Below are 19,808 nucleotides of genomic sequence, written 5' to 3' on the forward strand. Positions count from 1 at the left end.
CCCGGTTTAGACTGGGTGGTCGGGCCGACCGGGTCCCCTCGCAGACGAACGGAAACTCAACAGCCATGGCAACCACTGCAGACATCAAGAACGGCGTCGTCATCAAGATCGACGGGCAGCTCTGGAGCGTGGTCGAGTTCCAGCACGTGAAGCCGGGCAAGGGTGGCGCCTTCGTGCGCACCAAGCTCAAGAACGTCCTGACGGGCAAGGTCGTCGACAAGACGTACAACGCGGGCACGAAGATCGAGATCGAGAACGTCGACCGCCGCGACTTCAGCTACCTGTACAACGACGGCGACAGCTTCGTGTTCATGGACATGACCGACTACGACCAGATCAACGTCCCGGCCGCCACCGTCGGCGACGCCGCGAACTTCCTGCTCGAGAACCAGCAGGTCACCATCGCACTGAACAACGGCACCCCGCTGTACGTCGACATGCCCGCATCCGTGGTGCTGGAGATCACCTACACCGAGCCGGGTCTGCAGGGCGACCGCTCCTCGGCCGGCACCAAGCCCGCCACCGTCGAGACCGGCTACGAGATCCAGGTGCCGCTGTTCCTCGAGACCGGCACCAAGGTCAAGGTCGACACCCGCACGGGTGACTACCTCGGCCGTGTCAACTGACGCGTGAGCGCCCGCAGCAAGGCGCGCAAGCGCGCCCTCGACATCCTGTTCCAGGCCGACGTCCGCGGTGAGGACCTCGGGGTGATGCTCGCCGCCGAGGCGAAGCGCGCCGCGAGCGAACCCGCACGTCAGGCGTCGTGGCTCTACGCCCGCGAGATCGTCGACGGCGTCATCGACAACCGCGACGAGATCGACGAGCAGATCGTCACGAACGCCCGTGACTGGAAGCTCGAGCGGATGCCGGCGGTCGACCGCGCGGTGCTCCGCATCGGCGTCTGGGAGATCGTCTTCAACGACGAGGTGCCCGACGCGGTCGCCATCGACGAGGCCGTCGAGCTCGCCAAGGAGTTCTCCACCGACGACTCCGGCTCGTTCGTGCACGGCGTGCTGGCCCGGATCGCCCGCACCCGCTGACCGGCGTGAGCGGACCGACGCAGGGGGCGCCGCGCGACTGGCGCTCCCTGGTCGGCGCCGTCACGCCCGACGAGGCGCCGCCGCTCGCACTCGGCGTCGCCCTCCGCAGGCGTGAGCCCTACCGGCCCGACGACTGGTCGCCGCGCCGCACCGAGCCGGTCGACGCCCGCACCCTGGCCCGGTTGGACGGCGACTTCAGCCTCGGTGTCCGCCCGCTCGCACGCAGTGCCCGCTCGGACGCGTGGGTGAAGACCGGCGCCTCGTGGGACGCCCTCCGCCGCCCGGCACCGCCGTTCCGCGCCGCCCACGTCCACTGGTTCCGGGAGCTCGCGGCGATGCTCCTCGGCACGAGGCCCGGGTCCGGCTGGGGCGACCCGGGGGAGTGGCTCACGCTCGACGACCTCGTCCCGACGCTCTTCTGGGCGCACCTGCGCGAGGGCGCCGACCTCGGCGTGCCCGTCGTGGCGGCCTCCGCCGCGCAGACGGTCGCACTCGGCCGCGAGGCGGCGGCCGAGCTGTTCGTCGTGCCGGACGGCGAGAGCCTGGCGCTCGAGGCGCGGGTGGTCCTCGACCACGAGCCGCTGACGCACCACCTCGTCCGTCCGCTCGGCCGGCTCGGCGTCTACGCCGCGGCACTCGACCGTGACCCGGTGCCGGTCGTGCTCGCGCCGGCCGAGCTCGCCGACCCCGTGCAGGCGCTCCTCGCCGACGGCGGCCGGATGCGGGTGGCACCCGACGAGCGCGCCGCGTTCCTCGCCGAGGGGCTCCCCGTCCTCCAGCGCCGCGTCCGGGTGCGGGCCGCGGGCGGCATCGTGCTACCGCCCCCGCCGGAGCCGGTCGCGGTGGTGACCACGACGTTCCGCGGCGACGAGGTGTCGTACCGGCTCGAGTGGTCGTACGCCGGGGCGCGCAGACGCGGGTTCGACGACCCGCCGCGGGCAGACGACGATCCGCAGGCGGAGGGCGTCACGAGGCGGAGCATGGGCCGCATCTGGGTGACGCACACCGACGCCCCCTTCGCCGGCGACGGGGTCCTCCGCGACGTGCAGGCGGCCGAGTTCGCGGCGAAGGTGCTCCCGGCCTGGGCGGACCTTCCCGGCGTGCGGGTCGAGGGGGACTCCCCGCCCCGCGCGTACACGGAGCTCACCGGGGACCCCCGCATCCGGATCACCGCCGTCGCCTCGCCGCGGCCGGACTGGTTCGACCTCGGCATCGTCGTGTCCGTCGAGGGCAGGCCCGTCCCGTTCGGCACCCTGATCGCGGCGCTCGTCCGTGGGCGCCGCAAGCTCCTGCTCGCGGACGGCGCGTACTTCTCGCTCGCGCACCCCGCGCTGCAGCGCCTGCGCGACCTCCTCGCGGAGGCGGGGGAGCTGGCGGAGTGGGAGACCGACACCCCACGGCTGAGCCGCCACCAGGCGCCGCTGTGGGAGGAGTTCGAGGACCTCGCCGACGAGGCGGATGCAGCCGTGGAATGGCGGGAACTCGTCCAGGGCCTCCGCGACCAGGACCACGTGCCGCGCACGCCCGTGCCCACCGGGTTCCGGGGGAGCCTGCGGGACTACCAGCGCGCCGGGTTCGACCGGCTGGCGTTCCTCTGGCGGCACCGGCTCGGCGGCGTCCTCGCCGACGACATGGGACTCGGGAAGACCGTGCAGCTCCTCGCCCTCATCGCGCACATCGGCGAGCAGGGCCCTGGCGCGCCGGTCCTCGTGGTCGCGCCCACCTCGGTGGTCCCCGCCTGGGCGGAGCAGGCGGCGCGCTTCGTCCCCGGACTGCGGGTGCACGTCGTCGCCGGCACGGCGCAGGCGACCGGCACGCCGGCAGTCCCCGACGGCGTCGACGTCGTCCTGACCTCCTACGCGCTGCTCCGGCTCGACGCCGCCGAGTACACGCGGGGGCGGTACCGGGCGGTCGTCCTCGACGAGGCGCAGTTCGTGAAGAACCCGCGCACGCGCTTGCACCGCACCGCCGCCGAGCTGCACGCCGACGCCGTCTTCGCCGCCACCGGCACGCCCCTCGAGAACAGCCTCCAGGACCTCTGGGCCCTGTTCGCGCTCACCGCACCCGGGCTCTTCCCCTCGGCGCGCCGGTTCCGCGACGAGTACGTGGTGCCGATCGAACACGGGAAGGTGCCCGAGCACGCCGAGGCCGGGTCGTTCCGCGCCGCCCGGCTCGCCCGGCTCCGCCGCCGCATCCGCCCGCTCATGCTGCGACGGACCAAGGAGCTCGTCGCCGCAGAGCTCCCGCCGCGGCAGGAGCTCGAACTCCGGGTGAGTCTCGACCCCGAGCACCGCGCCCTGTACGACACCGTGCTGCAGCGGGAGCGCCAGAAGGTGCTGGGGCTCCTGGACGACCTCGACCGCAACCGGTTCATCGTCTTCCGCTCGCTCACCCTGCTGCGGCTCATGAGCCTCTCGCCGGCGCTCGTGGACGACGCGCACCGGGGCATCCCGGCCGCGAAGCTCGACGCGCTCCTGGACCGGCTCGCCGAGGTCGCAGCGGAAGGGCACCGCGCGCTCGTGTTCAGCCAGTTCACCTCCTTCCTCCGGCTCGCCGCCGCACGGCTGGATGCGGCCGGCATCGCCCACGAATACCTCGACGGCGCCACGGTGCGGCGCGGTGAGGTCGTCGAGCGGTTCCGCAGCGGCGATGCCCCGGCGTTCCTCATCAGCCTGAAGGCCGGCGGGTTCGGACTCACCCTCACCGAGGCCGACTACGTCTTCGTGCTGGATCCGTGGTGGAACCCCGCGGCGGAGGCGCAGGCGGTCGACCGTGCGCACCGCATCGGCCAGACCGCATCCGTCATGGTCTACCGGCTCATCGCAGCCGACACGATCGAGGAGAAGGTCGTGGCGCTGCAGCGGCGCAAGGCCCGACTGTTCCAGGCGGTCGTGGACGACGACGCCCTGTTCGCGCAGGGCCTCTCGGCCGACGACATCCGCTCGCTCCTGGGCTGACGCTTTGTCACGGCGCTACCTGCGGACGCGTCCAGACAGCCACGCGTAGACTCGAGCGTTGTTCGAAACGGAAGGAGTCGCATGCGGATCACGGGCCTCGGGCACGCCGGCATGTTCATCGAGACGGCGGGCGGCAGCATCCTCTGCGACCCCGTCATCGGACCCTCGTTCTTCGGATCGTGGTTCCCCTTCCCCGACAACCGGGGGCTCGACTGGGAACGGTTCGGCGCCGCCGACTTCCTCTACGTCTCGCACCGCCACCGCGACCACTTCGACCCCGCGCTGCTGCAGCGGTACGTCCGCAAGGACATCCCGGTGCTGCTGCCGGACTACCCGACGGACGACCTCGAACAGGACCTGCGGGCCCTCGGCTTCGAGAACATCGTCTACACGCAGGCGGGCGTCCCGCTCGAGTACGACGGCGTGAAGATCATGGTCACGCCGCTGCGCGCGCCGAGCGACGGACCCATCGGCGACTCCTCGCTCTCGGTCGACGACGGCACCGCCTCCCTGCTGAACCAGAACGACTCGCACCCGCTCGACCTCGAGAAGCTGCTCTCCTTCGGCACCCCCGACGCGTACTTCACGCAGGTGTCCGGCGCGATCTGGTGGCCCATGGTGTACGACCTGCCGCAGGACGCCAAGCAGAACTTCGCCAAGCTCAAGCGTGACGCGCAGAACAAGCGCGCGATGTACTACATCGACAAGGTGGGCGCCGAGCACGTGTTCCCGATGGCGGGGCCGCCGATGTTCCTGCGCGACAAGCTGTTCCGTTTCAACGGGTGGGGGCTCGAGGACGATTCGATCTTCACCGACCAGGCGCAGTTCCTCGCGCACATGAAGGAGCAGTCGCCCGAGCAGAAGGGCTACCTGTTCGTGCCCGGCACGCAGGTCGACCTGCACCACGGCGAGCTCGAGATCACGCAGACGCTCTACACCGAGGAGGAGATCGAGCGCATCTTCTCCGACAAGTGGGCGTACCTCGAGGAGCAGCGGGCGTCGCGGCAGGACGAGGTCCGCGCCGAGGAGGCCACCCGCGCCGAGGTCATCCCGCCGGCCGAGATGCTCGCCGCGATCAAGGAATGGTGGGAGCCGCTGCTGCGCCGCGCCCGCACCATCCGCAACGGCGTCGGCGGCAACGTCCGCTTCCGCATCGGCGAGCTCGACATGGTCGTGGACTTCCAGAAGGCCAAGGTGCGCGAGTACGCGGGCGAGGAGTGCGTGTACTGGTACACGATCCCCGCCGACCTCGTCTCCACGAACATCGTCGACCACGAGATCGACTGGTCGAACTCGATCTTCCTGTCGATGCAGTTCGAGGTGGGCCGCAGCGGCAAGTTCAACGAGTTCCTCACCACGTTCCTCAAGTGCCTCTCGCGCGACCGGATCGAGTACGTGGAGAACTGGTACGCGGAGCAGTCGGACCAGACCGAGGACGCCGAGCTCGGCGACTGGGTCGTGCAGCGCCGCTGCCCGCACCTCCGGGCCGACCTGACCAAGACCGGCAAGATCGAGGACGGCGTGCTCACCTGCTCGCTGCACGACTGGAAGTGGGACCTCGAGTCCGGTCGCTGCCTCACGACGCAGGGCCACCCCATCCGCTCCTCGCGGATCATCGAGACGCCGTCCGCGGCGGCGGCCGCATCCGCGTCCTGACGCTCCCTTCCTCGGACCGCGAGACTGCATCTGCGCGCCGAGACTGCGGGGTCACCCGCAGTCTCGCGGCTCTGCGTTCCGGGTCAGCGCAGGATGCGGGTGACGAGGACGCTCCAGACGGGGGCCACGATCAGCACGGCGGCCCAGGTCCACTTCGCGGCCTCGGCACCCGCGAGCAGCGCCACCGGGACGGATGCGAGGAACACCGCCGGCGTCGGCAGTGCCTGCAGCAGCTCCCGGAGGTTCGCCCGCCGCGTCGTGCGCACGCGCTGCAGGCCGCGCGCGCGACCGACCTGCACGACCGCGGTCTGCGCGAGTGACGCGACCGCGATGTTCAGCGCGTAGAACGCCGTCGGCAGGGGGAGCAGGCTCGAGTCCGGGTCGCTGAGGCCCTGCGTCGTGAACGGGATGAGGAGGATGAGCCCGACCGCGACGAGGTTCGCCGCGACGGTCGGGCCGTCCATGCCGCGCAGGGACCGCATCATCCGGACGTTCACGCGCCAGAACACGGCGATCACCGTGAAGCTCAGCGCGAGGCCGAAGAGCTGGCTGCCGAGGGCCGACTGCGACAGCGTCTGCAGGCTCGCCCACTCCTCGGCCGACGGCGGGTCGACGTTCGCCACCAGCAGGGTGACCGCGAACCCGTAGACGGCGTCGAAGAACGAGACACCGCGGCCGTACTCGTCCGACCCCGTCTCGTCCGTCTCCGTCCACCGTTTCCGCTCGGCCCCGCCGGCCCCGTCGGGCCCCGCGCCCCCATCCGACATGGCACCAGGGTGCCAGCCCGCGGCATGCGCCGCCAGCATCCGTCTCCACCCGGCGAACGGCGAGACCGCTTCTGCGCGACGAGACTGCGGACAATGGACGCAGTCTCGTCGCGCAGGTGCAGTCTCGCGGTCCATGACGGCGCGGATGCGGGGGAGGGGCGCCGGGGGCGGTAGGATCGGGGGAACACCACAGCAACCTTTAACCCCGTCCGGAGAGGCGGAGAAGGGAGCGGCGGATGAGCACGCGTACCGTGCTGCATGAGGCCGACATCGCACGTGCCCTGACTCGGATCGCCCACGAGATCCTCGAGTCCAACAAGGGCCCCCAGGACCTGGTCCTCCTCGGGATCCCCACCCGCGGCGTGACCCTCGCGAAGCGGATCGGCGCACTCCTCGCCGAGTTCGGCGGCGAGACCGTCCCGGTCGGCGCCCTCGACGTCACGATGTACCGTGACGACCTGGCCCAGCACCCGACGCGCACCCCGCAGCCGACCGAGATCCCCGCCGGCGGCATCGACGGCAGGACCGTCGTGCTCGTCGACGACGTGCTCTTCAGCGGCCGCAGCATCCGGGCCGCACTCGACGCCCTCGGCGACATCGGGCGCCCGGCCGTCGTGCGGCTCGCGACCCTCGTCGACCGCGGCCACCGCGAGCTCCCGATCCGCCCGGACTTCGTCGGCAAGAACCTCCCGAGCGCCCGCGACGAACGGGTGAACGTGCACCTCGCCGAGATCGACGGCGAAGAGTCCGTGACGATCGAGGGGCACTGACATGCGCCACCTGCTCGACACGAAGGACCTCACCCGCGACGAGGCCGTCCGCATCCTCGACGTCGCCGAGGACATGGCCGACACGCAGCAGCGCGAGGTCAAGAAGCTCCCGACCCTGCGCGGCAAGACCGTGGTGAACCTCTTCTTCGAGGACTCCACGCGCACCCGCATCTCGTTCGAGGCCGCCGCAAAGCGCCTCTCCGCCGACGTCATCAACTTCTCCGCGAAGGGCTCCTCCGTCTCCAAGGGGGAGTCCCTGCAGGACACCGCGCAGACGCTGCAGGCGATGGGCGCGGATGCGGTCGTCATCCGCCACCAGGCCTCCGGCGCACCGCGCACGCTCGCCACGAGCGGCTGGATCACTGCCGGGGTGGTGAACGCCGGTGACGGCATGCACGCCCACCCCACCCAGGCGCTGCTCGACGCGTTCACGATCCGCAAGCGCTTCTTCGGCGCCGACAGCCGCGGGCGCGACCTCGCGGGCCTGCGCGTCGCGATCGTCGGCGACATCCTGCACTCGCGGGTCGCGCGCTCGAACGTGTGGCTGCTGCACACCCTCGGTGCGCACGTGACGCTCGTCGGTCCGCCGACGCTCATCCCGCAGGACGTCTCGGCGTGGCCGGCCGAGATCGAATACGACCTCGACGCCGCGATCGCGGCCGGTCCCGACGCGCTGATGATGCTCCGCATCCAGCTCGAGCGCATGAACGCGGCGTACTTCCCGACCGAGCGCGAGTACGCACGGGCGTGGGGCCTCGACGCCGCGCGGCTGCGGGCCCTCCCTGCCGATAGCATTGTCATGCACCCCGGACCCATGAACAGGGGACTGGAGATCTCGGCCGATGCGGCGGATTCGCCCCGGTCGACGGTGCTTGAGCAGGTGACAAACGGCGTCTCGGTTCGGATGGCGGTCTTGTACCTGCTCCTGGCCGGCGGACGCGGCGACGAGAAGGAGGACGCATGATGGGCGAGACCTTCCTCATCCGCGGAGCGCGGCCGGAAGGGCGGGATGCGGTCGACATCCTGCTGCAGGACGGCGTCATCGCCGAGGTCGGCACCGGGCTGAGCGCCGCGGGCGCGACGGTCGTCGACGCCGACGGGCTCATCGCCCTGCCCGGCCTCGTGGACCTGCACACGCACCTGCGCGAGCCCGGCTACGAGGCCAGCGAGACCGTGCTCTCCGGCTCCCGCGCGGGCGCCGCGGGCGGCTACACGGCGCTGTTCGCGATGCCGAACACCTCGCCCGTGGCAGACACCGCCGGTGTGGTCGAGCAGGAGCTCGCCCTCGGCGAGGCCGCCGGCTACGTGACGGTCCAGCCGATCGGCGCCGTCACCGTCGGACAGAAGGGCGAGCGGCTCGCCGAGCTGGGCGCCATGGCGCATTCGCGAGCCAAGGTCCGCGTCTTCAGCGACGACGGCTTCTGCGTCTGGGACCCGCTGATCATGCGCCGCGCGCTCGAGTACGTGAAGGCGTTCGACGGTGTCGTCGCGCAGCACGCGCAGGACCCCCGGCTCACCGAGGGCGCCCAGATGAACGAGGGCACGGTCTCGGCCGAACTCGGTCTCACCGGGTGGCCGGCGGTCGCCGAGGAGTCGATCATCGCGCGCGACGTGCTCCTGGCCGAACACGTCGGCTCACGCCTGCACGTCTGCCACCTCTCCACCGCCGGTTCGGTCGACATCATCCGGTGGGCGAAGAAGCGCGGGATCGCCGTGACCGCCGAGGTCACCCCGCACCACCTGCTCCTCACCGAGGAGCTGGCACGCGGCTACGACGCCCGGTTCAAGGTGAACCCGCCGCTGCGCCGCGAGGAGGACGTGCTCGCCGTGCGCGAGGGGCTCGCCGACGGCACGATCGACATCGTCGCGACCGACCACGCCCCGCATCCCGCCGAGGCGAAGGCGTGCGAGTGGGCCGCCGCCGCCAACGGCATGGTGGGCCTGGAGAGCGCCCTGCGCGTCGTGCAGCAGGCGATGGTCGAGACCGGTCTGTTCGACTGGGCCGACGTCGCCCGCGTGATGAGCAGCACGCCCGCCCGGATCGGCCGGCTCGACGGCCACGGGCGCCCGATCGCCGCGGGGGAGCCCGCGCACCTGACCCTGCACGACCCCGCCCAGGGCGCCGTGTTCACCACGGACGACCTCCGGGGCAAGAGCGTGAACTCGCCCTACCTCGGGCGCGAGCTCCCCGGCCGCGTCGCGTGGACCTTCCACGCCGGCACCGCCACGCTCCGCGACGGCGTCCTCGCCCCCACGGAAGAGGTGGCACGATGACGCGCGAAGGCGCTCTCGTCCTCATGCTCGTCCTGGCCGTCGCGCTCGTCGGCCTCATGGCGTGGGGCTGGTGGCGACGATCCCGGCGCGACGCGGGACTGACCGCCCCGGTCGGCGACATCCCCGCCGGTGCGAAGGTGCTCGCCGCCTTCCCCGGCCTGTACGTCGCCACGACCGTCCACGACGTCGCGCTCGAGCGGCTCGCGGTCAAGGGCCTCGGGTTCCGCTCGCGCGTCACCGTCACGGTCACCGACGCCGGCGTCGCCCTCGACCTGCAGGGCGAGGAGCGGGTGTTCGTGCCCGCCGACCGCCTCACCGGCGTCGACCAGGCGACCGTCGCCATCGACCGGGTCGTCGAGCGGGACGGGCTCACCCGTCTCAGCTGGCGCATCGCCGACGACACGGTCGTCGACTCCTTCTTCCGACCTCAGGACGCCTCCGCGCGGGCTCTCGCCGCCGCGATCGAGCCGCTGGTGTCCACCGCATCCCCGACAGGAACCAACGCATGACCCTCTTCACCACAGACCCCGCAGTGCTCGTCCTCGAGGACGGCACCCGGTACACCGGGCGCGCCTACGGCGCCCGCGGCACCACCCTCGGCGAGGTCGTCTTCGCCACCGGCATGACCGGCTACCAGGAGACCCTGACCGACCCGTCGTACGCCGGGCAGATCGTGCTGCAGACCGCGCCGCACATCGGCAACACGGGCATGAACGGCGAGGACACCGAGTCCCGCCGCATCTGGGTCGCCGGCTACATCGTCCGCGACCCCTCCCGCGTCGTCTCGAACTGGCGCTCGGAGCAGTCGCTCGACGAGTCGCTCGCCGCCGACGGCATCGTCGGCATCAGCGGCATCGACACCCGTGCGATCACCCGCCACATCCGCTCCGCCGGCTCCATGCGCGGCGGCGTGTTCTCCGGCGAGGCCGCGGACCTGGATGCCGAGGAGCAGCTGCGGATCGTCCGTGAGGCGCCGCGGATGGCCGGGCAGAACCTGTCGGCCGAGGTGTCCGTCTCGGTCGCCGAGGTGACCCCCGCGCGGGGCGAGCGCATCGGCAACCTCGCCGTGCTCGACCTCGGCGTGAAGCAGACCACGATCGACAACCTCGCCGCCCGCGGCTTCGAGGTGCACGTGCTGCCCCAGTCCGCCACGTTCGAGGAGATCCGCGCGGTCGACCCGGTCGCGGTGTTCTACTCCAACGGTCCCGGCGACCCCGCCGCATCCGACCGTCAGGTGGAGGTGCTCCGCGAGGTGCTCGACGCCGGCCTGCCCTACTTCGGCATCTGCTTCGGCAACCAGCTGTTCGGCCGGGCCCTCGGCCTCGGCACGTACAAGCTCAGCTTCGGCCACCGCGGCATCAACCAGCCCGTGATGGACAAGCAGACCGGCCGGGTGGAGATCACCGCCCACAACCACGGATTCGCGGTCGACGCCCCGGTCGAGGGCAGCTTCGACAGCCCCCACGGCTACGGCAAGGTCGAGGTGAGCCACGTCGGGCTCAACGACAACGTCGTCGAGGGCCTGCGCGCCCTCGACATCCCCGCCTTCTCGGTGCAGTACCACCCCGAGGCCGCGGCCGGACCACACGACGCCAACTACCTGTTCGACCGCTTCCGCGACCTCGTCGTGGCCCACACCAGCAAGAAGGACTCGAAGTAATGCCGAAGCGCGAAGACATCAACTCCGTCCTGGTGATCGGGTCGGGCCCGATCGTCATCGGGCAGGCCTGCGAGTTCGACTACTCCGGCACCCAGGCGTGCCGCGTGCTGCGCGCCGAGGGTGTGCGCGTGATCCTGGTCAACTCCAACCCGGCCACGATCATGACCGACCCCGACTTCGCCGACGCGACCTACATCGAGCCGATCACCCCCGCGGTCATCGAGACGATCATCGCCAAGGAGAAGCCCGACGCGATCCTGCCGACCCTCGGCGGGCAGACCGCGCTGAACGCCGCCATGGCGCTGCACGAGCAGGGCATCCTGGAGAAGTACGGCGTCGAGCTCATCGGCGCGAAGGTCGACGCCATCCAGAAGGGCGAGGACCGGCAGATCTTCAAGCAGCTCGTGCTGGACGCGGGCGCCGACGTCGCGAAGTCCCGCATCGCGCACACGATGGACGAGTGCCTCGCGGCCGCCGAGGAGCTCGGCTACCCGCTCGTGGTGCGCCCCTCGTTCACGATGGGCGGCCTCGGTTCCGGGTTCGCGTACGACGAGGCGGACCTGCGCCGCATCGCCGGCGCGGGCCTGCACGACTCACCGACCAACGAGGTGCTCCTGGAGGAGTCCATCCTCGGCTGGAAGGAGTACGAGCTCGAGCTCATGCGCGACACCGCCGACAACACGGTGGTCGTCTGCTCCATCGAGAACGTCGACCCCGTCGGCGTGCACACCGGCGACTCGATCACCGTGGCACCCGCTCTCACCCTCACCGACCGCGAGTACCAGAAGCTCCGCGACATCGGCATCGACATCATCCGCGCGGTGGGCGTCGACACCGGCGGCTGCAACATCCAGTTCGCGGTCGACCCCGCCACCGGGCGCATCATCGTCATCGAGATGAACCCGCGCGTGTCGCGCTCGTCGGCGCTCGCGTCGAAGGCCACCGGCTTCCCGATCGCGAAGATCGCCGCGAAGCTCGCCATCGGCTACCGCCTCGACGAGATCCCGAACGACATCACGAAGGTGACGCCGGCGAGCTTCGAGCCGACGCTCGACTACATCGTCGTGAAGGTGCCGCGGTTCAACTTCGAGAAGTTCCCGGCCGCCGACGCGACCCTCACCACCACCATGAAGTCGGTCGGCGAGGCCATGGCGATCGGCCGCAACTACGCGACCGCGCTGCAGAAGGCGCTGCGCTCGCTCGAGAAGCGCGGTTCCAGCTTCCACTGGGGCGAGGAGTCCCGCTCGGTCGAGGAGCTGCTCGAGATCTCGAAGGTCCCGACGGACGGCCGGATCGTCGTGCTCCAGCAGGCGATGCGCAAGGGCGCAACGGTCGAGCAGGCGTTCGAGGCGACGAAGATCGACCCGTGGTTCCTCGACCAGATCCAGCTCATCAACGAGGTCGCCGAGTTCGTGCGCACCGCGCCCGAGCTGGATGCCGCCACCCTCCGCATCGCGAAGGAGCACGGTTTCAGCGACGCGCAGATCGCCGAGCTCCGCGGCGACGTCGAGGCCGAGATCCGTGGCCTGCGTCATGCGCTCGACGTGCGCCCGGTCTACAAGACCGTCGACACCTGCGCCGGCGAGTTCCCGGCCCTCACGCCGTACCACTACTCGTCGTACGACGCCGAGACCGAGGTCGCCCCCTCCGAGCGCACGAAGGTCGTCATCATCGGCTCCGGCCCGAACCGCATCGGCCAGGGCGTGGAGTTCGACTACTCGTGCGTGCACGCGTCGTTCGCACTGTCCGACGCGGGCTACGAGACCGTCATGGTCAACTGCAACCCGGAGACCGTCTCCACCGACTACGACACCAGCGACCGGCTCTACTTCGAGCCGCTGACCCTCGAGGACGTCCTCGAGGTGCTGCACGCGGAGTCGAAGTCCGGCGAGATCCTCGGCGTCGTCTGCCAGCTCGGCGGTCAGACCCCGCTCGGCCTCGCGAAGGGCATCGAGGCGGCGGGCTACCGCATCCTCGGCACGAGCCCTGCCGCGATCGACCTCGCCGAGGAGCGCGAGCTGTTCTCGCGCCTGCTCGACGACGCCGGACTCGTCGCGCCCCGCAACGGCACCGCGATCGACGTCGAGGGCGCCGTCGCGGTCGCCGAGGAGATCGGCTACCCCGTGCTCGTGCGCCCGAGCTTCGTGCTCGGCGGCCGCGGCATGGAGATCGTCTACTCGACCGAGGCGCTGCGCGACTACTTCGTCCGCATCGCCGACCAGGCCATCATCGGTGAGGGCAAGCCGCTCCTCGTCGACCGGTTCCTCGACGACGCCGTGGAGATCGACGTCGACGCGCTGTACGACGGCACCGAGCTGTACATCGGCGGCGTGATGGAGCACCTCGAGGAGGCCGGCATCCACTCCGGCGACTCGAGCTGCACCCTGCCGCCCATGTCGCTCGGCCGCACCGAGATCGACCGCGTCCGCGAGGCCACCCACGCCATCGCGAAGGGGGTCGGCGTCCGTGGCCTGCTCAACGTGCAGTTCGCCGTGAGCGCGGGCGTCCTCTACGTCATCGAGGCGAACCCGCGCGCGAGCCGCACCGTGCCCTTCGTGTCGAAGGCGCTCGGGATCCCGATGGCCAAGGCCGCATCGCGCATCATGGCCGGCGCGAGCATCGCCGAGCTGAAGGCGGAGGGGATGCTGCCCGAGCAGGACGGCTCCCGGGTGCCGCTCGACGCGCCCGTCGCCGTCAAGGAGGCCGTGCTGCCCTTCAAGCGGTTCCGCACCGCCGACGGCGCCACCGTGGACTCCGTCCTCGGCCCGGAGATGCGCTCCACCGGTGAGGTCATGGGCATCGACCGCGACTTCCCGACCGCGTTCGCGAAGAGCCAGGCGGCGGCGTACGGTGGCCTGCCGACCTCCGGCACCGTCTTCCTGTCCGTCGCCGACACCGACAAGCGAGCGGTCATCCTGCCCGCGCACCGGCTCGCCGAGCTCGGGTTCCGACTGGTCGCGACCTCCGGCACCGCGGAGATCCTCGCGCGCAACGGCATCCGCGTCGACGTCGTCGAGAAGTACTCCGCCACGCAGGAATCGGGGGACCGCAACATCGTCGACCTCATCAACGCGGGCGAGATCGACATCGTCGTGAACACCCCCTCGGGCGGGTCGGCGCGCGCCGACGGCTACGAGATCCGCGCCGCCGCCGTCGCCGGCGACAAGGCGCTGTTCACCACGATGGCCGTGCTCGGTGCCGCCGTGAGCGCGCTGCCGGTGCTCCGCGAGGGCTTCGCCGTGCGCAGCCTCCAGGAGTACGCCGCGGACCGGGCGGGGACGGCGTGAGCTTCGGCTCCGCCCTCCTCGCCGCACGCGCCGCGTACGGTCCGCTCTGCGTCGGGATCGACCCGCACGAGCATCTGCTGACGGCCTGGGGGCTGCCGGTGGACGCCGAGGGCGTACGCGCGTTCGGCCTGCGGGTCGTCGAGGCGGCCGCGGGCCGGGTCGGTGTCGTGAAACCGCAGGTCGCGTTCTTCGAACGCTTCGGTTCCGCCGGGTTCGCAGCGCTCGAGGAGGTCATGGCGGCCGCACGCGCCGCCGGCCTCCTCGTCATCGCGGACGCGAAGCGCGGTGACATCGGCACGACGATGGACGGGTACGCCGCGGCGTGGCTCGCCCCGGGCGCCCCGCTCGAGGCCGACGCCGTCACCGTGAGCCCGTACCTCGGCGCGGGCGCGCTGGAGGCGACGTTCACGCTCGCGCACCGCCACGGCAAGGGCGTCTTCGTCCTCGCCGCGACGAGCAACCCGGAGGGCCGCGTGCTCCAGCGCGCCGTCCCGCACGCGGGGGAGGGGCACGCCGTGAGCGTGGCCGGCGAGGTCGTCGCCGCCGTGTCCGACTGGACCCGCGTGCACGAGCCCGACGCCGAGCTCGGCTCGATCGGTTTCGTGATCGGCGCGACCGTCGAGCGCACGGCGCTGGGCCTGCCGGAGCGGCTCGTGCCCGCCGCACCGATCCTCGCCCCGGGGTTCGGAGCCCAGGGCGCCGAACCGCGCGACCTCATCCGGCTCTTCGGTCCCGACGCCCCCGGCGTCGTCGCGAGCGAGAGCCGCAGCATCCTCTCCGCCGGTCCGGCACCCGAGGCTCTTGCCGCCCGGATCGCGGAACGACGTTCGCTGTACTCGGAGGCACAGCATGGTTGACGCACAGCACCCCCCGGAGGTCGACCGCGCGGCGGCCTCCCGCAAGGCCGTCGAGGCCCGACGTGCCCGCGCGAGCCTCAAGCGCGATCTCACCACCCGCGTCGTGACCGGTCAGGAGGTCGTCCGACGTGCCGTCGCCGACCCCGCGTCACCGGCCGGGACGCTGCGCGTCCCCGACTTCCTCACGGCGCTGCCCGCCATCGGCGAGAGCAAGCGGGACCGGATCCTCGCCCAGCTCGGCATCTCGCCGGTGAAGCGGCTCGGCGGCCTCGGCGTGCGTCAGCGCGCGGCACTGCTCGAGTGGCTCGACGAGCGCTCGCCCGAGCCGACCCCGCGCCCGGCGCGGAGCCGTCTGCTCGTCCTCGCCGGTCCGACCGCGGTCGGGAAGGGCACGGTCGCGTCCTACATCAAGGAGCACCACCCCGAGATCCTGCTCTCGGTGTCCGCCACCACGCGGGCGCCGCGACCCGGCGAGGTCGAGGGCGAGCACTACTACTTCGTGGACGACGCGGCCTTCGACGCGATGATCGAGCGCGGCGAGCTGCTGGAGTACGCCACGGTGCACAACGCGCACCGTTACGGCACGCCTCGGGCGCCGATCGAGCGGGCGCTCCGCGAGGGCCGCACCGTGCTCCTGGAGATCGACCTGCAGGGCGCCCGTCAGGTGCGCCGTGCCGCCGACGACGCGACCCTCGTGTTCCTCCTGCCGCCGAGCTGGGACGAACTCGTGCAGCGCCTGGTCGGCCGCGGCACCGAGGATGCGGAGGAGCGGGCGCGCCGGCTCAAGACCGCGCGTCGCGAACTCGCGGCGCAGAACGAGTTCGACTACCGGGTCGTGAACGACGAGGTCGCCGAGGCGGCGCGTCGGATCGCGGCACTCGCGCACTGACCTCGGGGGCTCGGGCCCCGCACACTGATAGAATCGACGTCTGACCTGCGCGCGCCGAGCCCGGCGCGCGCGGCCGACGTCTTCCACCGACATCCCGAACCAGGAGGTTCCGCCATGGCAGGGAACAACCAGGGCATCATCGAGCCCCCCATCGACAGCCTCCTCGAGAAGGTCGACTCGAAGTACCAGCTGGTCATCTACGCATCCAAGCGGGCGCGCCAGATCAACGACTACTACTCCGACCTGCACGAGGGGAACCTGTTCGACAACGTCGGCCCCCTCGTCGACTCGACCATCGAGGACAAGCCGCTGACGATCGCGCTCCACGAGATCAACGAGGACAAGCTCCGCCTGCGTCAGGCCGAGTGATCCCACGTCCGTCGTTCCGCGGCCCCGGCACCTGGTGTCCGGGGCTGCGGGCATACTGGCGGCTGTTCCCGCCGACCCTGGAGCACCTATGAGCGAGAAGCGCCTCTTCACGTCCGAGTCCGTCACCGAGGGCCACCCCGACAAGATCTGCGACCAGATCTCCGACTCGATCCTCGACGCACTGCTCGCCGTCGACCCGTCCAGCCGCGTCGCCGTCGAGACCCTGGTTACCACCGGCCTCGTACACGTCGCCGGCGAGGTGCGCACCGAGGGCTACGCCGACATCCCGACGATCGTCCGGCAGGTCGTGAACCGGATCGGGTACACCTCGAGCGACACCGGGTTCGACGGCGACTCGTGCGGGGTCAGCGTCTCGATCGGTGAGCAGTCGACCGACATCGCGCACGGCGTCGACACCGCGCTCGAGCACCGCGAGGACGGCTCGTCCGACCCGCGCGACGCGCAGGGCGCCGGCGACCAGGGCATCATGTTCGGCTACGCGACCACCGAGACGCCCCAGCTCATGCCCATGGCGATCTGGACCGCGCACCGCATCGCGGAGCGGCTCACCGACGCGCGGCGCTCCGGCGCGCTGCCGTTCCTTCGCCCCGACGGCAAGACGCAGGTCACACTCGGGTACGAGGGCTCGGTGCCCCGCACCGTCGAGACCGTCGTGCTCTCCACCCAGCACCACCCCGACATCTCGCAGACCGCGCTCCGCGCCGCGGTCCAGGCCGAGGTCATCGAACCCGTCCTCGCCCAGACCGGCCTCGACCTGTCGGCCGTCGAGTACTTCATCAACCCGGCGGGCCCGTTCGTGACGGGCGGTCCGAAGGGCGACGCCGGGCTGACCGGCCGCAAGATCATCATCGACACCTACGGCGGTGCCGCGCGCCACGGCGGCGGTGCGTTCAGCGGGAAGGACCCGTCCAAGGTCGACCGCTCGGCCGCGTACGCGATGCGCTGGGTCGCGAAGAACGCGGTCGCGGCAGGCCTCGCGGACCGCCTCGAGGTGCAGGTCGCGTACGCGATCGGCAAGGCCAAGCCGGTCGGGCTCTACGTCGAGACGTTCGGTACCGGGCACGTCTCCGACGAGACGATCACGCGTGCCATCCTCGACGTGTTCGACCTCCGCCCGGCGGCGATCGTGGAGAGCCTGGAGCTCCTCCGTCCGATCTACGCCCAGACCGCCGCCTACGGGCACTTCGGCCGCGAACTGCCCGACTTCACCTGGGAGCGCCTCGACCGCGTCGACGACCTCCGCGTCGCCGCCGGCCTCTGAACCGCGCCATGGGCACCCGACGCGTGGCGCGCGTGCTCGTGGACTCACCGCTGCCCCAGCTCGACCGGCTCTTCGACTACGAGATCCCGCCGGAGCTCGCCGAGACGGCGGTGCCGGGCGTGCGCGTAAAGGTGCCGCTCCGGTCCGCCGGTCGCGTGATCGAGGGCTACCTCGTCGAGGTCGGGGAGGCGGCGGATGCGGACCGGCCGCTGTCGGCACTCGACCAGGTCGTCTCGCCGATCCCCGTGCTGCCCGAACGGCTGTACCGGCTCGCCCGCCGTGTCTCGGACCGCGCTGCGGGTTCCGCCGGCGACGTGCTGCGGCTGGCGATCCCGCGACGCATGGTGCGCGCGGAGAGGACCAGGCTCGCGGCGCCGGACCCCGAACCGCCCGTGATCTCCGAGGCGCAGACGCGCTGGGCGCAGGAGGTGCTGGCCGCCTACCCGACCCTCGCCGGCGCGCTCCAGGAGGAAGCGCGGTGCGCCGTCGACGCGCCTCCGCGCACCGTGACGCTGCCGGACGGCACCGTCGTGGGCGCGTGGGCCGTGCTCTTCACGGCCGCTGCCGTCGCCACGCTCGCGACGGGGCGCAGCGCCGTGCTCGTCGTGCCCGACCACCGCGACCAGGACCAACTCGCCGCGGCCCTCGCCGCGCATCTGCCCGGCGACGTCGTGGTCCGCGACGATGCCCGGCGTCCCGCACCGGCGCGGTACGGCGCCTACCTCCGCATCCTGGCCGACGCGCCCTGCGTCGTGATCGGCAACCGCTCCGCCGTCTACGCACCGGCAGCGCGGACCGGGCTCGTGGCGATCTGGGACGACGGGGACCCGCTCCTCGCGGAGCCGCTGAGTCCCGGCGTGCACGCGCGCGACGCAGCGCTGGTGCGCCACGAGCTCGAGGGCGGCGCGCTGGTCTTCGCCGGCCACACCCGCTCGAGCGAGGTCGAGCGGCTCGTCGGGATCGGCTGGGTGCGGGAGCTCTCCGCGGCCCGGCGTCCCCGGCCGCGGGTGATCCTCAGCCCGCCGGCGGACGGCCCCGTCGCCGGCCGCATCCCCTCCTCGGCGTACGCCGCCGTCAGGGACGCGCTCAGCGAGGGCCCGGTGCTCGTGCAGGTCGCCCGGCCCGGCTACTCGCCGGTGGTCGTGTGCGCGGACTGCCGCCGACCCGCCCGGTGCGCGCACTGCACGGGACCGCTGCGCGCCCGGAACGCCCGGACGCGGCCCGACTGCGCATGGTGCGGACGGGCGTCGATCGGGTGGCGCTGCAGCCACTGCGAGGGCACGGGGCTGCGGCTGGCGTCCGCGGGCAGCGAACGCACTGCGGACGAACTCGGCCGCGCCTTCCCGAACACGCGGGTGATCATCGCCGACGCGGAACATCCGGTGCTCCAGGTGGAGGCGAAGCCCGCGCTCGTGGTCGCGACCCGGGGTGCGGAACCCCCGGCCGACGGCGGGTACCGTGCCGTGCTGCTCCTGGACGGCGAACGGATGCTGTTGGCCGACGACCTGCGGATCGGCGAGTTCTGCCTGCGCTGGTGGTCGAACGCGGCAGCCCTCGCGACCCCGGGTGCACCCGTGCACCTCGTCGGGGTGACCGGCCCTGCCGCCCGGGCCCTCGCGACCTGGACGCATCCCGCCTACGCCCGCTCGGAACTCGTGGAGCGCGCGCCGCTGAAGATGCCGCCGACCGTCCGGGTGGCCGCACTCGAGGGGCCGCCCGCATCCGTCGCCCAGGCCCTGTCGAACCTCCGCGTGGACGTGCCCGGACTCGCCCCGGATGCGGTGCTCGGCCCGGTCCGGCTCGAGGGCGCGGATACGGTGACCGAACGGGCGCTCGTCCGGTTCGACTACGGCGCCGGCACGGCCGTGACGCGGTCGCTGCGCGCGAGCCTGGTCGCCGACGCGGTGCGCGGGCGGCGTCCCCGCCGCGGCGGACCGGCCCGGAATACACTCAGAGTGCGGGTCGACGTGCCCGATCCCGACCTCTGATCCCCACCCAGG

The 19,808-nt window shown here is 71.9% G+C and carries 15 protein-coding genes and 1 pseudogene; 15 read left to right on the plus strand and 1 reads right to left on the minus strand.

Annotated features, from left to right (window positions below):
• Nucleotides 1-65 precede the first annotated feature (65 nt).
• The 4 genes from efp (at nucleotide 66) to ACWAUO_RS05875 (ending at nucleotide 5,653) form a co-directional block, all read left to right on the plus strand.
• Nucleotides 66-626, plus strand: coding sequence for an elongation factor P (gene efp, locus ACWAUO_RS05860; RefSeq protein ID WP_460773853.1), 561 nt, complete (start codon nucleotides 66-68; stop codon nucleotides 624-626).
• A 3-nt stretch (nucleotides 627-629) separates the two neighbouring features.
• Nucleotides 630-1,040, plus strand: a complete 411-nt coding sequence (gene nusB / locus ACWAUO_RS05865) for a transcription antitermination factor NusB (protein ID WP_460773854.1) — start codon at nucleotides 630-632, stop codon at nucleotides 1,038-1,040.
• A 5-nt stretch (nucleotides 1,041-1,045) separates the two neighbouring features.
• Complete coding sequence (locus ACWAUO_RS05870; protein WP_460773856.1) at nucleotides 1,046-3,997, plus strand: DEAD/DEAH box helicase; 2,952 nt, start codon at nucleotides 1,046-1,048, stop codon at nucleotides 3,995-3,997.
• 81 nt (nucleotides 3,998-4,078) lie between these two features.
• Nucleotides 4,079-5,653 (plus strand): Rieske 2Fe-2S domain-containing protein, encoded by a 1,575-nt coding sequence (locus tag ACWAUO_RS05875; protein WP_460773857.1) that lies wholly within the window; start codon nucleotides 4,079-4,081, stop codon nucleotides 5,651-5,653.
• 83 nt (nucleotides 5,654-5,736) lie between these two features.
• Here ACWAUO_RS05875 and ACWAUO_RS05880 read toward each other — a convergent pair whose 3' ends face one another.
• Entirely contained in the window at nucleotides 5,737-6,420 is a 684-nt protein-coding gene (locus ACWAUO_RS05880) for a TMEM175 family protein (RefSeq protein WP_460773859.1), read from the minus strand.
• A gap of 233 nt (nucleotides 6,421-6,653) precedes the next feature.
• Here ACWAUO_RS05880 and pyrR point away from each other — a divergent pair.
• The 11 genes and pseudogenes from pyrR to ACWAUO_RS05935 form a co-directional block, all read left to right on the plus strand.
• Nucleotides 6,654-7,190: pseudogene (gene pyrR / locus ACWAUO_RS05885) on the plus strand (bifunctional pyr operon transcriptional regulator/uracil phosphoribosyltransferase PyrR); the annotation flags it as partial.
• A gap of 1 nt (nucleotide 7,191) precedes the next feature.
• Nucleotides 7,192-8,154: an aspartate carbamoyltransferase catalytic subunit gene (locus tag ACWAUO_RS05890; RefSeq protein WP_460773860.1), complete on the plus strand. Its 963-nt coding sequence runs from the start codon at nucleotides 7,192-7,194 to the stop codon at nucleotides 8,152-8,154.
• Nucleotides 8,154-9,464, plus strand: coding sequence for a dihydroorotase (locus ACWAUO_RS05895; protein ID WP_460774363.1), 1,311 nt, complete (start codon nucleotides 8,154-8,156; stop codon nucleotides 9,462-9,464). The genes ACWAUO_RS05890 and ACWAUO_RS05895 overlap by 1 nt, the downstream gene beginning before the upstream one ends.
• Nucleotides 9,461-9,973, plus strand: coding sequence for a PH-like domain-containing protein (locus tag ACWAUO_RS05900; protein WP_460773862.1), 513 nt, complete (start codon nucleotides 9,461-9,463; stop codon nucleotides 9,971-9,973). The genes ACWAUO_RS05895 and ACWAUO_RS05900 overlap by 4 nt, the downstream gene beginning before the upstream one ends.
• Nucleotides 9,970-11,124 (plus strand): glutamine-hydrolyzing carbamoyl-phosphate synthase small subunit, encoded by a 1,155-nt coding sequence (carA, locus tag ACWAUO_RS05905; RefSeq protein WP_460773863.1) that lies wholly within the window; start codon nucleotides 9,970-9,972, stop codon nucleotides 11,122-11,124. Before ACWAUO_RS05900 ends, carA begins: the two co-directional genes overlap by 4 nt.
• A complete protein-coding gene (gene carB, locus ACWAUO_RS05910) occupies nucleotides 11,124-14,411 on the plus strand; it encodes a carbamoyl-phosphate synthase large subunit (RefSeq protein WP_460773865.1) in 3,288 nt (1,095 codons plus the stop codon). The genes carA and carB overlap by 1 nt, the downstream gene beginning before the upstream one ends.
• Nucleotides 14,408-15,268, plus strand: coding sequence for an orotidine-5'-phosphate decarboxylase (pyrF, locus tag ACWAUO_RS05915; protein ID WP_460773867.1), 861 nt, complete (start codon nucleotides 14,408-14,410; stop codon nucleotides 15,266-15,268). Before carB ends, pyrF begins: the two co-directional genes overlap by 4 nt.
• A complete protein-coding gene (gmk, locus tag ACWAUO_RS05920) occupies nucleotides 15,261-16,157 on the plus strand; it encodes a guanylate kinase (RefSeq protein WP_460773869.1) in 897 nt (298 codons plus the stop codon). The genes pyrF and gmk overlap by 8 nt, the downstream gene beginning before the upstream one ends.
• A gap of 114 nt (nucleotides 16,158-16,271) precedes the next feature.
• A complete protein-coding gene (gene rpoZ, locus ACWAUO_RS05925; RefSeq protein ID WP_460773870.1) occupies nucleotides 16,272-16,526 on the plus strand; it encodes a DNA-directed RNA polymerase subunit omega in 255 nt (84 codons plus the stop codon).
• Nucleotides 16,527-16,614: 88 nt separating this feature from the next.
• A complete protein-coding gene (metK, locus tag ACWAUO_RS05930) occupies nucleotides 16,615-17,808 on the plus strand; it encodes a methionine adenosyltransferase (RefSeq protein WP_460773872.1) in 1,194 nt (397 codons plus the stop codon).
• Between the two features lie 8 nt (nucleotides 17,809-17,816).
• Complete coding sequence (locus ACWAUO_RS05935) at nucleotides 17,817-19,796, plus strand: primosomal protein N' family DNA-binding protein (protein ID WP_460773873.1); 1,980 nt, start codon at nucleotides 17,817-17,819, stop codon at nucleotides 19,794-19,796.
• Nucleotides 19,797-19,808: the final 12 nt, after the last annotated feature.

This window comes from Microbacterium sp. GXF7504 (assembly GCF_054798235.1).

Bases quoted from the DNA above. Each gene is read 5' to 3' on its own strand.
- carA (WP_460773863.1), top strand. From the start codon at position 9,970: ATGACCCTCTTCACCACAGACCCCGCAGTGCTCGTCCTCGAGGACGGC.
- ACWAUO_RS05890 (WP_460773860.1), top strand. From the start codon at position 7,192: ATGCGCCACCTGCTCGACACGAAGGACCTCACCCGCGACGAGGCCGTC.
- ACWAUO_RS05935 (WP_460773873.1), top strand. From the start codon at position 17,817: ATGGGCACCCGACGCGTGGCGCGCGTGCTCGTGGACTCACCGCTGCCC.
- ACWAUO_RS05875 (WP_460773857.1), top strand. From the start codon at position 4,079: ATGCGGATCACGGGCCTCGGGCACGCCGGCATGTTCATCGAGACGGCG.
- metK (WP_460773872.1), top strand. From the start codon at position 16,615: ATGAGCGAGAAGCGCCTCTTCACGTCCGAGTCCGTCACCGAGGGCCAC.
- carB (WP_460773865.1), top strand. From the start codon at position 11,124: ATGCCGAAGCGCGAAGACATCAACTCCGTCCTGGTGATCGGGTCGGGC.
- efp (WP_460773853.1), top strand. From the start codon at position 66: ATGGCAACCACTGCAGACATCAAGAACGGCGTCGTCATCAAGATCGAC.
- ACWAUO_RS05900 (WP_460773862.1), top strand. From the start codon at position 9,461: ATGACGCGCGAAGGCGCTCTCGTCCTCATGCTCGTCCTGGCCGTCGCG.
- ACWAUO_RS05880 (WP_460773859.1), bottom strand. From the start codon at position 6,420: ATGTCGGATGGGGGCGCGGGGCCCGACGGGGCCGGCGGGGCCGAGCGG.
- ACWAUO_RS05895 (WP_460774363.1), top strand. From the start codon at position 8,154: ATGGGCGAGACCTTCCTCATCCGCGGAGCGCGGCCGGAAGGGCGGGAT.
- gmk (WP_460773869.1), top strand. From the start codon at position 15,261: ATGGTTGACGCACAGCACCCCCCGGAGGTCGACCGCGCGGCGGCCTCC.
- rpoZ (WP_460773870.1), top strand. From the start codon at position 16,272: ATGGCAGGGAACAACCAGGGCATCATCGAGCCCCCCATCGACAGCCTC.